Genomic DNA, 16,154 nt, shown 5'->3' with positions numbered 1-16,154 from the left:
TACGCCCTGTAAGCAGCATAGCAAATAACCAAAAAAAACCTCCGCCCGCAGCCATTGACTGCGGGCGAGGGGAAGACACAGCAAGACTGATAACAATAATGAAGAACACACATAACGAATGATCGGTATGATGAAGCGGTTACTTTTTCATTCATTGAGGTAACAAAGGCAGGAATCCGGCGAGGAGAACACCGCGCTTCCTGTTTAGACACGCCTTATTATGGATGTTTATTATGACCTTATCTACCCAGCGTGATCTAAATCACTTTTAAGCCAGGCTTAATAATGGAACGATTAAAAAGCATGACCGTCTTCGCCAAAGTGGTGGAGTTCGGTTCATTTACCGCCGCCGCCCGGCAGTTGAAAATGAGCGTCTCCGCCGTCAGCCAAACGGTAACCAAGCTGGAAAATGCGTTGCAGGTGAAGCTGCTGAACCGCAGTACGCGCAGCATCGGGCTGACCGAGGCGGGAAAAATCTATTACCACGGCTGCCGTCGCATGTTGGTCGAAGCGCATGAAGTTCACGATCAGCTGTATGCGTTTACCAACACGCCGATCGGTACGCTGCGTATCGGCAGCACCTCGACCATGGCTCAAAACGTCCTGGCGACGATGACGGCGGAAATGCTGAAGGAGTATCCGGGGCTGTCCGTCAATCTGGTCAGCGGCATCCCCGCGCCGGACTTGATCGCCGACGGTCTGGACATCGTGATTCGCGTAGGGGCGCTGCAGGACTCCAGTCTGTTTTCCACCCGTCTGGGTTCGATGCCGATGGTGGTCTGCGCCGCCAAAAGCTACCTGACGCAGAACGGCGCGCCAGAGAAACTGTCTGACATCGACAACTTTTCCTGGTTGGAATACAGCGTGCGGCCCGACAGCGAATTCGAGCTGATCTCGCCGGAAGGGTTGACGACGCGTCTGAAGCCGCAGGGGCGTTTCGTCACCAATGATTCCCAGACGCTAATCCGCTGGCTCAAGCACGGCGCGGGCATTTCGCATGTGCCGTTGATGTGGGTCCTTGAGGAGATTAAACGCGGTGAGGTGGAGATTCTGTTTTCCCACTACCATTCCGATCCGCGGCCGGTCTATGCGTTATACACGCGCAAGGATCATCTGCCGTTGAAGGTGCAGGTGTGCATTAATTATCTGACGGAGTACTTCAAAAAGGTGGCGCTGACCTATCAAGGATATCGCCAGGAGACGCCTCCGCCGGCGGCGCCCTGACAGCACGCCGAGACGACGGAGGAGAACGGAGGGTGATTAAGCCGTGCCGCCTACCGTCAGGCTGTCCAGCTTCAACGTCGGCTGACCGACGCCGACCGGCAGACTCTGGCCTTCTTTACCGCAAACGCCGACGCCCATATCCAGCGAGAGATCGTTGCCCACCATAGAGATCTGCTGCATGGCTTCGATACCGGAACCAATCAGCGTCGCGCCTTTGACCGGCTTGGTGATGCGACCTTTTTCGATCAGATAGGCTTCCGACGTGGAAAACACGAACTTGCCGGAGGTGATGTCCACCTGACCGCCGCCGAAGTTCGGCGCATACAGGCCGTAGTCGACGCTGGCGATAATTTCTTCCGGCGTGGATTTCCCGTCCAGCATGTAAGTGTTGGTCATGCGCGGCATCGGCAGATGCGCATAGGACTCACGGCGACCGTTGCCGGTCGGCGCGACGCCCATCAGGCGGGCGTTGAGCTTGTCCTGCATGTAACCTTTCAATACGCCGTTCTCGATCAGCACGTTGTACTGACCCGGAACGCCCTCATCGTCCATCGCCAGCGAGCCGCGACGGCCTTCCATCGTGCCGTCATCCACCACGGTACAGAGTTCAGATGCCACCAGATTGCCTATCTGGCCGCTGAATACGGAGGTACCGCGACGATTGAAGTCGCCTTCCAGACCGTGACCGACCGCTTCATGCAGCAGCACGCCCGGCCAGCCCGCGCCCAGCACGACGGGCATCGACCCCGCAGGGGCCGCGACGGCGGAAAGGTTGATTAGCGCCATACGTACGGCTTCTTTCGCCCAGGCTTCCGCCCGCGCTTCGCCGTCCACAGACTGCCAGAAATAGTCGTAACCGGTACGCGCGCCGCCGCCGCTGGAGCCACGTTCACGCTTGCCGTCCTGTTCCACCAGTACGCTGACGGACAGGCGCACCAGCGGACGGATATCCGCCGCCAGCGTGCCATCGGTTGCCGCCACCAGCACCAGCTCATACACACCGGTCAGGCTGGCGCTGACTTCCTGCACGCGGGCGTCTTCCCCACGCGCGGTGGCGTCCACGCGTTGCAACAGGGCGATTTTCTCTTCCCGCGTCAGGCTATCTAGCGGGTTCTGGCTCGGATACAGCGCGCGATGCGCCGACTCGCCAAGAGCATGCACGCGTCCGTCGCCCTGTTCTCTTACAATACTGCGGGCCGCCTGAGCGCTTTGTTGCAGGGCGTTCAAGGTAATTTGGTCGGCGTAGGCGAACCCCGTTTTTTCGCCGCTGACGGCCCGGATCCCCACGCCCTGATCGATATGGTAGGACCCGTCTTTGATGATGCGATCTTCCAATACCCAAGACTCATGGTAGCTGGATTGGAAATAGAGATCGGCATAGTCCAGACGACGCGCATTCAGCGTCTCCAGAATGGCGTTTAAATCGTTTAGGCTCAGCTTGTTGGCTGTGAGTAATTGCTCACTGACTAACGTCAGACTCATAGGATGTCACTCTTAATGTCAAGGTAATCAGATAAACATACCGCCCTTACTGGCCGGATGTCGCCGCGCGGGCTTTCTGCTTTTCGCGCAGAACTTCCTGAATCTTCGGTTGATCCACACTACCGGAAATATGGTAACGAATCAGGGAAAATTTATTCCACAGCGGCGCCAGCACTTTGCTGGCGGCAAATACCGCCGCGCCGACGACGGGATTGACCACAAAAGCCGCGGCCACCCCGACCGTACCGGACAGCTCCGGCGCGATCGTGGCTTCCATGTTGATCTGCCGCTTCACCAGATCGACATCGCCGCTCATCGCGATGTCCGCCTCCAGCCCGTCGACCAACAGATTATCGGTATGCAGCACGCCGGACTTAATCCAGGCGGAGCTGCGGATGCTGTCGAAATAGAAGCCTTTGTTAAAGGTATCGTTGAAGTCGAACTGCAATTTGCGCAGCAGCGCATCGAAGCTGATGAGGCGCAGCAGTTGCCCGGCCGACCCGCTGCTCGCGCTGGTGATTTCCCCTTTGCCAAGATGCGTCTGCAGGATACCGCTAAGCGTGGGCACGTCCGGAGACCACGGCTCGCCATGCCAGTAAAGATCATAATCGATGTTGAATGACTCACCCCGCAGCGGCGTGGCAATGCCCAGCCACTCGGCGCTCTCCGTCAGGCTATCGCCGGACAGCACGCCTTTCAGCGAAGTGCGGCTTCCCCCCTCGGCCTGCTGCCAGCTGCCGTCGATCGTCAAACGCGCCTTGCCGTCATCCACCAGCCCGTGGCGGATCGAAATTTTGTTTCTCTCAGGCACCAACAGAGCCTGAATCCGGCCCAGATTTTGTCCCATCGCCCAACATTCGGTGCAGTTCACCTGTAGCGTAGGCCACCCGGCAAAAGTTTCGTTGGTGATGGTAAAGGGCGCGGAAGCTTTGCCCGACGTCTGGGAAGCCGCGCTCCCGGACCATTGAGGGTTGTAGTAAAGATAGCGCACGTCGCTCCGCCACACGCCGGTACGCGGGATTTCCAGGCGTCCGTCGATCTCGCGGCCGCGCGCCGTCACCGCGGTGCCGCCCGCAGTGGAATACGCGCTCAGCGCCAGATCGCGCCATTGCTGGCCCGCCAGCGTCAACTGCGGCGTCGTCACGGTGACGCGCGCCGGGAGCGAAAGTCCGCCGCCTCCCGACCCCAGGCCGGACTTCGCGCCGGACAGCAGCCCCAGCCAGCGTTCGCCGTCAAGCTCCGGGAGATGCAGCGTGATGCCGTCCTCGCCGGTCAGAGCCGGCATATTTTTACCGCCGTTCTGCCAGACAGCCTGTGCCAACACGACCGACTGTTTCTTCAGCAGCCAACGGCTGTTAAATCGCTGACTTTTCGCCAACACGCCCTGTACCGTAAAGCCGCGCAGATCGCCTTTAGCGCTCAGCTGGACCGGGAGCGCTTTGCCTGCGGCCTTGTCGAGCGGAGAAGGTAAGTGACTGCTTACTTCTTTCAGGTCGGCCTGGGCGTTGATATCGTAGGTGACGCCGCCCTTGTGCGGCAGCGTCACGCCCACTTGTGTTTTCCACGTCGCGTTGCCGCCCAACGCACTCACGACGTCGGCAGGTAAGCCCGGCAGCCGCGCCGGTTGTACGCTCCCCAGCAGATCCACATTGACCTGAAACGCGTTTTCCTGCTCTTCCGTGGTGAAACTGGCGGTCAGCGGCTGGCCGAATACGCTGGCCTGCAACGGCTCGCTCTTCAAATTACCGTTGTCGTAACTGAAGCGACCGTTGAGCTGGCGCAGCGTGACGCCTAGCGGTTTGATGAACAGGCTATTGTCATTCATCGTGACCTCGCCGCTCGCCCGTACCTGCTTACCGTTCAGCGGGATAGACAAATGCAGCGTGCTGGCCACGTTACCGCCGATCTGCAATTGTTGCAGCGTCGTTCCCAGCGTGGATTTCAGCGGCGTCTGCATGAAGTAATCACTCACATCTTTGCCACTGCCGTTCAGGTCGCCATTTATCAGCAGCAGCTCCTGCTGAAAGTTGGGGATCGCGGCATCGATGTTCCGGCCTTTAACATTGCCGAGCCGCGCCTGCGGCGCATTCATCCACAGCCCGTTATTCAGGAAATTGAGCGTGATATTTTCACTGTCCAATGCGGGCCAGCCGGGCTGAAAGCCGAACTTGGCGTTTTTCAGCGGCACCCACACCTGAAACTGTCCATCATGATGCGCAAAGGGAAAGTGCGATGGGTTGCCGGAAAATATCAGGGTGCCGTTGTCTACCGAGCCGCCCTGCACCGCCTGACTGAGGTAATTGACCAGACTTTTTCCCATAAAATGTTCGGGATAATAACGCCACGCCTCCGCCCCATCGCTTAAACGCAGCCCGGCGAGAATATTCAGCTGCGGCTCACCCTGCGCGGGATGATGGTAGTCAAAATCGCCGTTGGCCCAGAGCGATTTGGCCTGGACGTCCAACCCCTTCGACCATAGCGTCCACCCTTGGTCGTCGCTCCGCCAATACAGGTTCCCTTCCACCTTCGCCATTTCCAGCGGCGCGCGGAACATGCCTGGATAAGGCAACGTGCTTTGTTTCAGTTGAAGATGCACCTGACCGCTTCCCACGCTTCCGCTCACCGTACCGGAAAAATGGTCAACGCCCGGTAGCATCTGCCAGGGCTGCCAGCTGACATCTTGCCAACCCACCTGAAAGCGACTGTCCTGCGGCGTCGCCAGCGGAATATCCAGCGCCAGCGTGGTCAGTTGGCCTTTTGGCTGCAACGCCTGCCAGCGTGTTTTCAGCTCTGGCATCGCGGAAGAGAGCAAGGGCAATAGCGGCGTAAAACGCTCCAGCGCCAAACTGCCGCTGCGAACTCGCAGTTCGCCCTGTAGCGCCTCGCCATCGACCGGCTTATCGGCAGGAAGCCACAGCGCGGAGACGGCCGCCTGAGGCCAGTCCTGCCCGTCCGTCGCAACATTCAATGTTGGGATGGTCAACTGCCAGCCGCTATCCTGTCGACTAGCCTGCAGCATCATACTGTCGACGCTGATGCGATGGGTCTCTTTGCCGTCGCGCCAGCCCGCCGTCCCTTTATTCAGCAGAATGTCGCCCCCGGCGATCTCGCCGTTACGCACATGCAGCCAGGTCGCCAGACTAAAGTCCGCATTCTCCAGACCGGTATTCCTTCGCAACCAGCGGCTCAGCCAGGGCTTCATGTCGATATCATCGGCTTGCAGATAAAGTGTGCCGTCATTCAGCCATCCCTGATCGTCCTGCAAATCCATGCGCATCTGCACCACGCCATGCTGTCCGTTAAAACTCGACAGGCTGATTTGCCCCTCGGCGCGATGGCGGTTGTGGCCATTTAGCCAGGTGAGTTGGGGAATAAATAGTTCGGCTCGCGGGCCGGAGGGCGTCAAAAAGGTGATATGGCTGTCGCGCAAATCGAAGCGGTCGAACTGCCGCAGAAACAGGTCGGCCACTTGATTTGCCTGCCAGCCGCTATCGTTATTTTTTTGCGAAAAATTGAGGGGATGTTTGATGTCCAGCTGCATCTGGTAAAAGGTCAGATCGCGGAACTGCCAGCGCAGATGAAGCAAGGATTGCCACACATCCAGCGCCAGCGTGACCCGTTCGGACTGCCAGTCAGCATCCGGATGCTGAATGCGAATATGGTTGATTTCCAGCGTGGGGCCGAACGGCTCCCAGCTGCCGTGAAGACCCGCGACCTCGATGGAAGTCCCGGAGATTGACTGCGCCCAAGCCACCAGCCTCGGCCTCAAATCGTCCAGATGCGGCATGACAAGCCTCAGTCCACTGACCCCCAGCGCAACCAGTACAATAAGGGTGGCTCCCGTAGCAAGTAAGATTCCGGGCAGTCGCCTCACGCATGTCTCCTTGTTGTCCATCACCGGCAGCGAGGCTGTCAGATATGCCGTCTCCGCACCGCGTCGACTCTGCGTTTTCCGCTATCGCCGGCCGCCGGTATTCACACGCCGTCTGTATTACATCATCACTACGTCGAACTGCTCCTGACTGTACAGGGGTTCGATCTGGACTTTGACCTGCTTCTCGACGAAGACTTCCACCTCGGCCAGAGCATGGGACTCTTCGCCTTTCAGCGCCTCGCCAACACGCGGCGAGGCGTAAACCAGGAAGCGGTCGGAATCGTAAGCATGGTGTACGCGCACTATTTCACGCAGGATTTCGTAGCAGACGGTCTCAACCGTTTTCACCGTCCCGCGACCGTGACAGGTGGGGCAGCCGCTGCACAATACGTGCTCGATACTCTCACGGGTACGCTTACGGGTCATCTCCACTAATCCTAGTTGAGAGAAACCGCTAATACTGGTTTTTACCCGATCTTTACTGAGCGCCTGCTCCAGCGAATGCAGCACGCGGCGACGATGGTCTTCGTTGCTCATATCAATAAAGTCGATGATGATGATGCCGCCCAGATTACGTAGTCGCAGCTGGCGGGCTATCGCCTGCGTCGCTTCGATATTGGTATTGAAGATGGTTTCATCCAGATTGCGATGCCCGACGAAGGCGCCGGTGTTGATATCAATCGTCGTCATCGCCTCGGTCTGATCGATGATTAAATAGCCGCCTGACTTTAGCTCCACCTTGCGATCCAGCGCGCGTTGAATCTCGTTCTCCACATCGTAGAGGTCGAAAATCGGCTGCTTACCCGCATGAAGCTCCAGCTTACTGGCCATCTCGGGGATATATTCGGAGGTGAACTCCACCAGAGAGTCGAAGGTCAGCTTAGAGTCGACGCGAATGCGATCCAACTCCGCGCCGGCGAAATCCCGCAGGATACGCTGCGCCAATGCCAGTTCGCCATACAGCTGGCAACGGGTTTTATTGCGCTTTTTACGCTCTATCACCTTGGCCCACAGGCGTTTCAGGAAAGCGGCGTCTTCCGTCAGCTCTTGCTCGCCCACGCCTTCGGCGGCGGTGCGAATGATGAATCCGCCCTGTTCGTCACAGTAGGCGGAAACGATACGTTTGAGGCGCTCACGTTCAGTTTCGCTTTCGATACGCTGGGAGACGCCGACGTGCGAGGCGCCCGGCATGAAGACCAGATAGCGCGAAGGCAGTGTGATGTCCGTCGTCAGACGCGCGCCTTTGGTGCCCAAGGGGTCCTTGACCACCTGCACCATGAGATCTTGTCCCTGACGCACTAACTCCGCAATGTCGCGGACGTGGAAGTTTTTCTGTTCGTCGCCCGCCACGCATTCGGTATGCGGCATGATGTCGGAGGCGTGCAAAAAAGCCGCCTTATCCAGACCAATATCGACAAACGCCGCCTGCATGCCGGGCAGCACGCGGCTGACCCGCCCTTTATAGATGTTGCCGACGATGCCGCGCTTGGCTTCGCGCTCGATGTGAATTTCCTGCATCGTGCCGTTGTCAATGTAAGCGACGCGCGTTTCTGAAGGTGTAATGTTTACCAGTAACTCAGCGGTCATGGGTTCCTCTTGCTGTACGCAGTTCGGCAAATCGGCTGAACAAGTCAAGGGTTTCCACCAGCGGCAGTCCCACAACAGCGTGGTAACTTCCCGCAATGGATTTTACGAAGCACCCGCCTTTGCCCTGGATACCATAGGCGCCGGCTTTATCCATGGGTTCACCGCTGGCAATGTAGCTAACGATATCCTGTTCTGAGAGCCGCCGAAAAACCACTTCGGTGACCACACGTTGACTTAATGTTTTTTCTTTATCGGCCAGTGCTATGGCCGTCATCACCTGATGCCGACGGCCGGACAGCGTCCGCAGCATCTCGGCGGCGTGCGCCTCGTCGCGTGGTTTTTCCAGCACATCGCCTTCCAGAACCACGATGGTGTCCGCGCCGAGCACAGGGAGATCCTGCGGCGCGACGGCCACGCCCGCCGCCGCTTTATCCTGCGCAAGACGACTCACGTAGTGTTCCGGCGTTTCGCCAGGCCGTCTCTGCTCTTCCACGTCAGCCGTCAGCGTCACGAACGGGATCTCCAACATCTCCAGAAGAGTTTTACGCCGGGGAGACGATGACGCTAAATACAGTGCTGTCATGCACGACCTCTATTGTACGGTGAACTGACGGCGGATTTTCCGCATCAATAAAAACAGCCACGGCCACAACGCACCATCGACCACGCAGTTCCATAGCGCTTCCGGACGAAACGTCACGTCGTGAACCAAAAACTCTGCCCAGAAGACCAACAGATCCAACAACAGCGACAGCAGCATGACGATCAAGGCCTGCTGCCACAGCGCCATGTTGCGGAAGAGCTGGAAGCGAAACGCCACCAGATAGGCCACGATGCTCAGTCCCAACGCGCGCACGCCCAGCGTCGCTCCAAGAATCAGATCGGTGATGATCCCAAGAATGAAGCCGGTTCCCACATTTACCCGGTGCGGCAGCGCCATCACCCAGTAAATCAGGAACAACGTCAGCCAGGAGGGGCGGAACATATAGATGTCATCCGGCCACGGCATAATTTGCAGCACCAGTGCTATCAGGAACGACAGCCAGATAATCCCGTTGCCGTTGCGACGATAACGATTCATTGCTCGCCCCTCGGCGCGCGACCGCCCGCAGGAGCGCTATCCGTCGGAGAAGCCACGTTCGCCGGGGGCGCCGGCGGTCCCATCGAGTCAGGAGACGGCAGCACGTGCGGCATCATCTGCATCAGGCGTTCGTTCGCTACTCGTTGCACTTCCTGCGGAGAAATGGCGGCGTGGGCGTCGTTATCCCCTCCCCACAATAGGAGAAGATAGCGCAAACGCTGCAGTCCCGCCGTGGGATGCGCCTGGATGACCGTATAGGCACGTTGAGTGTCGACTTTCACCGAAGAAATGACGCCCACGGGATAGCCTTCGGGGAAGCGTCCCCCCAGACCGGAGGTGACCAGCACATCTCCGACACGGATATCGGTATTGTTCGGCAAATGCTCCAATTGCAAATCTTCCGTGCAGCCGTTGCCCGCGGCAATCAAGCGGATGTCATTACGCAGCACCTGGATCGGCAGTGCGTGAGAAGCATCGCAAATCAGCAACACGCGGCTGGTCAGTTGTCCGACGGCGATCACCTGTCCGACAACGCCTTTATCGCTGATGACCGGCTGGCCTTCATACACGCCGTTGACGGCGCCTTTGTCGATCACAACCTGATCGCTGTAAGGGTCGATACCGGCGGAGAGGACCTGCGTCACCATCTTGTGTTCATCCTGCCGCAACGGAGAGCCCAGCAGTTCGCGTAGCCGCGCGTTCTCCTGCTTGAGCTGTCCTTGCAGCAACAGGTCGCTGTTCTTCAATAACAGCTCCTGGCGCAGCGCCGCGTTCTCGCGCTCCAGCTGTTCCCGGGAGGTCAGCTTGGCCGAGACCTTGTCCAACGCCGCGCGCGGACCATTCGCCAGAAAATAGAACGGGCTGACGGCGGTATCCATATAAGTGCGGATTTTGACAAACGTACCGAGCCGACTGTCAGCAATAATGATGACAATGGCGGTGATGACGGTTAGAAAAAGTCGCAGTTGCAAGGAGGGACCCCTGCTAAAAATCGGCTTCATAAAATGGCGTATTCCTCGACAATGAAAAAGGGGGCAACCAGACGGGATGAACACAACAAACCTTCATCCATACGGTTTCCCCCTTCTTTATTTCTGGCAGGCCGGATTATTCTTCGCTGAACAAATCGCCGCCATGCATGTCGATCATTTCCAACGCTTTACCACCGCCACGCGCAACGCAGGTCAGCGGATCTTCCGCGACCACCACTGGAATGCCGGTCTCTTCCATCAGCAGACGGTCCAGGTTGCGCAGCAGAGCGCCACCGCCGGTCAGCACCATGCCGCGTTCGGAAATGTCGGACGCCAGCTCTGGCGGGCATTGTTCCAGTGCGACCATGACCGCACTGACGATGCCGGTCAGCGGCTCCTGCAGGGCTTCCAAAATTTCGTTGGAGTTCAGCGTGAAGCCACGCGGTACCCCTTCAGCCAGGTTACGGCCGCGCACTTCAATTTCACGGACTTCGTCGCCCGGGTAGGCGGAGCCGATTTCGTGCTTGATGCGTTCCGCCGTCGCTTCGCCGATCAGCGATCCGTAGTTACGGCGAACGTAATTGATGATGGCTTCGTCGAAGCGGTCGCCGCCAATGCGGACCGAAGAGGAGTAGACCACGCCATTCAGGGAGATCACCGCCACTTCCGTGGTACCGCCACCGATATCCACCACCATGGAGCCAGTCGCTTCAGATACCGGCAGCCCCGCGCCGATAGCCGCCGCCATAGGTTCTTCAATCAGGAACACTTCGCGCGCACCCGCACCCTGTGCGGATTCACGGATCGCGCGGCGTTCAACCTGAGTCGCACCGACCGGAACACAGACCAACACGCGCGGGCTGGGGCGCATGAAGCTGTTGCTATGCACCTGTTTGATAAAGTGCTGCAGCATTTTCTCAGTCACGAAGAAATCGGCAATCACTCCATCCTTCATTGGACGGATAGCCGCGATATTGCCCGGCGTACGGCCCAACATCTGTTTGGCGTCATGGCCTACTGCGGCAACACTTTTCGGAGAACCCGCGCGGTCCTGGCGAATCGCCACCACGGAAGGTTCGTTCAATACAATGCCCTGTCCTTTTACATAAATCAGGGTATTGGCGGTACCCAGGTCGATGGACAAGTCGTTGGAAAACATGCCACGAAATTTCTTAAACATAACTAAAGGATAATCCTGCAAGCTGGGGGCGGAAATAAATAAAATCCGCCTACTTTACCAACCACACGCAGCAGCGACAAGGCGCGAACAGGCTCTGCTACGGTGAAAAAGACGTATGCCGCACAAATTTGGGTTAGGCACGAAACTCATGGAGGGGGGTACCCTCAGGCGGCATCTAGACTGGCCGCGCACAATCCCGAAAATTTGCGCCGACAACGGACATAAAATCTAACATTTTCGCGGTGATATCAGCAGTAACGACATGCTCTCCACGGCGCGCTCATTCTACGCTAAATCGGGCCGGACATTCATATTAAACATGGAACTGCTGTGAATATTTTTTCAGCGTATTCCCGACGGACGCCGAGTTGGCAAACAATGCGCCCTGACCACCGCGAACCCCCTTATCCAATAACGTCAGCCACTCTTCGCGGGTACGAACGCTGACGGCGCAAACGCGCGTCTTCGTACCGACGCAGGCTTCGGTCAGGCTGTGGATCAATAGCTGGTTCTCCGGATGCTGATCGACCCCGCGCACCAACGCCGGATGCAGTTTGATCACCTCGACCGGCAGTGACTTGATATAGTCGCTGCTCACCAGCGTCAGACCAGCCTGCGCCACCACCAACCGACAGCCCAGCCCGGTCAGTTCGGCAATCACCGGACGCAAACGGCCGAGGTACTGACACACGTCGGCCTCGGCCAGTTCCAGCAGCAGACGAGAACGCTGTTCGTGAGCACTCTGTTGCAGCGCTTCGCATAACCACCTCAGGAATGAAGGCTGTAGCAGGGAATCCACGGTAATAGGGATTGCCAGCGTAACGTCGGTATCACCCGCTATCAGCGCGAGCGTGCGGGTCACCAGCAACCGTTCGTAGCTGGCGGTGAGACCGAGCTGGCGCACCAGCGGCATATACTCTGCTTCCAGTAATTCCTGCGTGCCATCGTCGATACGGCTGCTTAGCTCGTAGTGATGCACCCTGCCTTCACTGGTGATTGCCGGTTTTTGGTAGAGACGCGGGCCGCCGCGCGACAGCGTGTCTTCCAGCAACGTGCGCCACTTCACGCTCCCCCGTCCTTTTTCCGGCACGCGACGGTCAAAAACGCACCAGCCGCTGCCACCTTGCAATACGGCATGACGGGTTGCGTCTTCCACATTCTCAATCACCTGATCCACCCGCTGACCGCCGCGGTAGGCGCAGATGCCAATATGCAAAATATCGTCTTTATCAATGCAAGACGGCGCGGGCAGGCGCTCAGCGTCCCGCACCATCTGCGCCGCGACGCCTTCCGCCTCCTTCAACGTTCGATGCGGCAGCAGCACCGCGAGATCGCTGTGGTGATAGCGGGCCACCAGCACAGCCGGATAGCGGTGAACGAACAAAGCAAGCTGATTAATCAGGGCCGTGCAGTATTCCGCCAGCGAGCTGTCATAACCGTGAGTGCCATGCAACGTGTCGAAATCCGGTAGTCGGACCATCATCACCACGCCGTGAGTGCCAACGGACTCCGGATCTTCCAGCTGTGTCGCCAGTTGGTTATCGAAGAAAAACCGGTTATTTAAACCGGTTTCCGCATCCTGTGCGACAAAGGCGCGGATCAGTGTATCCACTCGACCTTTGGCTTCCCGTGCTTCCACCAGATCGCCCAACAGCTTGTCGAGCGCGCCGCTGACGCTGACCGGCCATTCGCGACCAGAGCCGGACGGCACCACTTCGCTGTCGCCGTAGAGAATGCGCTCCGCGCGCGCTTCAAGCCGCTCCTGCCCAGCCATCTGCCGCCGCAGCCAGCGCACGGCATAAAAGATGGCGATCGACATCACCAGCATCACCGCCATGACGGACAGAAACGAAAACAGATAACGGGGGGAGCCCATCAGCGGATCGACGTAGATCATTTTCAGCGAAATATTGGGATGCTGCATGAGCGACATCTGCGCCCGGCGATACATAATCGTCCGGTCATCGGGCTTGTCTTCCCGCAGGCTGACGACATCGCTGCTGTCCTGCCCCTGCTGGATCTCCAGCTCGACGATCCCCAGGCTCCTCATCACCGGCGGCAGCCACGCTGCGATCTCGCTGGGCGAGTTCGCCAGCAGGGCCTGATCGACGCTGGTCGCCACCGCTTTAAGTTGGTGCTCCATGCGTTTCTGGCTGTAGTAAATGAAGCTGGAGATACTGCTGACGAACATTAGCGCAATCGCCAACAGGGTCAGCGTCGTCATCAGCATGGAAAGTTTGGTGGTCAATCTCATCCTTGGGTCTTTTACTCCTAGGCCTTATAACCGAATAAATGCGGCAGCGGCACAGCCGCCTGCTCCTTGCGGTTTATCAGTGCATGTCATGTCTATTACCAATATAGTCATTACCTGACTTCCCTCTACCCATTTGTTCGATCTCTGATAAGGAGGTAATGCAATGCAGGCTCTGATTCTCGAACAGCACCAGGGTAAAACGGTGCCTGAAGTCCGCACCATCGACCCGACGCAACTGCCGGAAGGGAACGTGACCGTCGATGTATCCTGGTCGAGCATCAACTATAAAGATGCGCTGGCTATCACAGGCCAAGGAAAAATTGTCCGCCAGTTTCCCATGATACCCGGCATTGACTTCGCGGGAACCGTACACCGCAGCGACGACGACGCTTTCGTCGTCGGGCAGTCCGTGATTCTGACCGGCTGGGGCGTCGGGGAGAATCATTGGGGCGGACTCGCGCAGTCGGCTCGGGTGAAAAGCGACTGGCTGGTCGCGCTGCCTGAAGGACTCTCGACACGTCAGGCCATGATCATTGGCACCGCAGGATTTACCGCCATGCTGTGCGTCATGGCATTGGAAGAAGGCGGCGTCACGCCTGCAGACGGCGAGATTATCGTCACCGGCGCCAGCGGCGGCGTGGGCAGCACCGCCATTGCGCTGCTTCATGCGCTAGGGTATCAGGTGACCGCGCTGAGCGGACGGACGGAAAACGCCGATTACCTGCGGCAACTGGGCGCAGGTCAGGTGCTCGACCGACAGGAATTTACCACCGCGCCGCGTCCACTGGAGAAACAGCGCTGGGCCGGCGCTATCGATACCGTGGGTGATAACGTGCTGGCGACCCTGCTGGCGCAGATGAATTATGGCGCAACGGTCGCCGCTTGCGGTCTGGCCGGAGGCATCGCGCTGCCGACGACCGTCATGCCGTTCATTCTGCGCAACGTGCGGCTACAGGGCGTGGATTCGGTCATGGCGCCGCCGCCGCGCCGACAAAAGGCCTGGGAACGGCTGGCCGAACTGCTGCCCGCCTCGTTCTATCACCAGGTCGTCAAAGAGATCCGGTTGACAGAGGTGCCCGCCGCCGCCGCCGATCTCATCGCTAACCGGGTGACGGGCCGTACTCTGGTGAAGCTGCGTTAAACCCGCCAGGGCTATTCTTTTTAGACCATCCCTATTCGGGTGGTCTCTTCGCATGACGCTCAGACAGAGAAAAATTTTCTTTATTGCACGGAATCTCTCCGCGGCGGAATCATCTATATATTAAGAACCGCCTCATTTGGACCCTGCTAGCGATCCCTTTGACGATGAGCCGTGCGCAAACGGTTTAGAGACACCGGATATAACCCCGTTGACTCGCGGAGTTCGCCCCCCTTTTCTTACGGCCGCGCCCATCACGCCGACAGAAATAGGCCCAAGCCATACCGTGGTACACCAGTTGAACGCCGCGCATCGAGTCACCACACAGGCATAAAGGCGGAATACCATGAAAAAAAATCGCACGCCGACCGAAGCAGATGTCACGCCGGAAGCCCTGTTCCACCAGCGTCGCCAACTGCTGAAGTTTCTGGGCATCTCCACCGCAGCCCTCTCGTTACCGCTGTCCGCGCAGGCGGACTTGCTGTCCTGGCTCAAAGGCGGAGAAAGGCCTAAAGCCCCGCCGGGCAAACCGCTGACCTTCAATCAGCCGCCGAACTGGCGCTTGGATCTGCCGCTCACGCCGGAAGACAAAGTCATCGGTTACAACAACTTTTACGAGTTCGGACTGGATAAGGCGGACCCGGCGGCCAACGCGGGCGGCCTGAAAACCGAAGACTGGAAAATCGAGATCGACGGCGAAGTCGCCAAAGCCATCACGCTGGATATGGACGACATTCTCAAGCGCTTCCCGCTGGAAGAACGCATCTATCGATTCCGCTGCGTTGAGGCCTGGTCGATGGTTGTGCCCTGGATCGGCTTTCCGCTTTCTCGACTTATCGCATTCGCCAATCCTACCGGCAACGCGCGCTATGTCGCGTTTCAGACGCTCTACGATCCTGAACAGATGCCGGGACAAAAGGACAGCTTTATCGGCGGGGGACTGAATTACCCTTACGTCGAAGGGCTGCGGATGGATGAAGCGATGAACCCGCTGACGCTGATGGCCGTGGGCGTTTACGGCAAAACGCTGCCGCCGCAAAACGGCGCGCCGCTGAGGCTGATGGCGCCGTGGAAATACGGATTCAAAAACATTAAATCCATCGTGAAAATCCGCTTCACGCACGAACGACCTCCCTCGACCTGGAACTTATCGGCGCCGAACGAATATGGTTTTTATGCCAACGTGAACCCGCACGTGGACCATCCACGCTGGTCGCAGGCGACGGAACGGGTGATCGGCGCGGGCGGTATTCTCGATGTGCAGCGGCAACCGACCCTGCTGTTCAACGGGTATGCAGACGAGGTGGCCTCGTTGTACCGCGGTCTGGATTTGCGGGCGAACTTCTAAATTATTCGAGCCCAA

At 58.3% G+C, this 16,154-nt stretch carries 11 protein-coding genes; 3 read left to right on the top strand and 8 right to left on the bottom strand.

Features of this window, described 5'->3' with window-relative positions; all coding sequences use genetic code 11:
- Positions 1-285 precede the first annotated feature (285 nt).
- Positions 286-1,224 carry an HTH-type transcriptional activator AaeR gene (gene aaeR / locus BLU64_RS11850; protein ID WP_026743987.1) on the top strand — a complete coding sequence of 313 codons (939 nt, stop codon included), beginning with the start codon at positions 286-288 and terminating at the stop codon, positions 1,222-1,224.
- A gap of 36 nt (positions 1,225-1,260) precedes the next feature.
- On the opposite strand, the gene tldD is transcribed toward aaeR, so the two are convergent.
- The 8 genes from tldD to csrD form a co-directional block, all read right to left on the bottom strand.
- Positions 1,261-2,706: a metalloprotease TldD gene (gene tldD / locus BLU64_RS11845; protein ID WP_074728826.1), complete on the bottom strand. Its 1,446-nt coding sequence runs from the start codon at positions 2,704-2,706 to the stop codon at positions 1,261-1,263.
- Positions 2,707-2,752: 46 nt separating this feature from the next.
- On the bottom strand, positions 2,753-6,580 hold the full coding sequence (yhdP, locus tag BLU64_RS11840) for an AsmA2 domain-containing protein YhdP (protein WP_074728825.1): 3,828 nt from the start codon (positions 6,578-6,580) through the stop codon (positions 2,753-2,755).
- A 117-nt stretch (positions 6,581-6,697) separates the two neighbouring features.
- On the bottom strand, positions 6,698-8,167 hold the full coding sequence (gene rng / locus BLU64_RS11835) for a ribonuclease G (RefSeq protein ID WP_074728823.1): 1,470 nt from the start codon (positions 8,165-8,167) through the stop codon (positions 6,698-6,700).
- The gene (locus tag BLU64_RS11830) at positions 8,157-8,750 is read right to left on the bottom strand and encodes a Maf family protein (RefSeq protein WP_074728821.1); all 594 of its coding nucleotides are present in this window, start codon (positions 8,748-8,750) and stop codon (positions 8,157-8,159) included. Before BLU64_RS11830 ends, rng begins: the two co-directional genes overlap by 11 nt.
- A gap of 9 nt (positions 8,751-8,759) precedes the next feature.
- Positions 8,760-9,248, bottom strand: a complete 489-nt coding sequence (mreD, locus tag BLU64_RS11825) for a rod shape-determining protein MreD (protein WP_026743982.1) — start codon at positions 9,246-9,248, stop codon at positions 8,760-8,762.
- Positions 9,245-10,249: a rod shape-determining protein MreC gene (mreC, locus tag BLU64_RS11820; RefSeq protein ID WP_026743981.1), complete on the bottom strand. Its 1,005-nt coding sequence runs from the start codon at positions 10,247-10,249 to the stop codon at positions 9,245-9,247. The genes mreD and mreC overlap by 4 nt, the downstream gene beginning before the upstream one ends.
- A 106-nt stretch (positions 10,250-10,355) precedes the next feature.
- Positions 10,356-11,399, bottom strand: a complete 1,044-nt coding sequence (gene mreB, locus BLU64_RS11815; RefSeq protein ID WP_003855260.1) for a rod shape-determining protein MreB — start codon at positions 11,397-11,399, stop codon at positions 10,356-10,358.
- A 313-nt stretch (positions 11,400-11,712) separates the two neighbouring features.
- A complete protein-coding gene (gene csrD, locus BLU64_RS11810; protein WP_026743980.1) occupies positions 11,713-13,653 on the bottom strand; it encodes an RNase E specificity factor CsrD in 1,941 nt (646 codons plus the stop codon).
- 163 nt (positions 13,654-13,816) lie between these two features.
- On the opposite strand from csrD, the gene acuI reads away from it, so the two are divergent.
- Both acuI and msrP read left to right on the top strand, forming a co-directional pair.
- Complete coding sequence (gene acuI / locus BLU64_RS11805; RefSeq protein ID WP_026743979.1) at positions 13,817-14,794, top strand: acrylyl-CoA reductase (NADPH); 978 nt, start codon at positions 13,817-13,819, stop codon at positions 14,792-14,794.
- Positions 14,795-15,137: 343 nt separating this feature from the next.
- Positions 15,138-16,139, top strand: a complete 1,002-nt coding sequence (gene msrP, locus BLU64_RS11800; RefSeq protein WP_074728819.1) for a protein-methionine-sulfoxide reductase catalytic subunit MsrP — start codon at positions 15,138-15,140, stop codon at positions 16,137-16,139.
- Positions 16,140-16,154: the final 15 nt, after the last annotated feature.

Origin of the sequence: Lonsdalea quercina (assembly GCF_900107885.1) — a bacterium.
Classification (GTDB): Bacteria; Pseudomonadota; Gammaproteobacteria; order Enterobacterales; family Enterobacteriaceae; genus Lonsdalea; species Lonsdalea quercina.
This window is presented reverse-complemented; position numbering and strand designations above follow the sequence as displayed.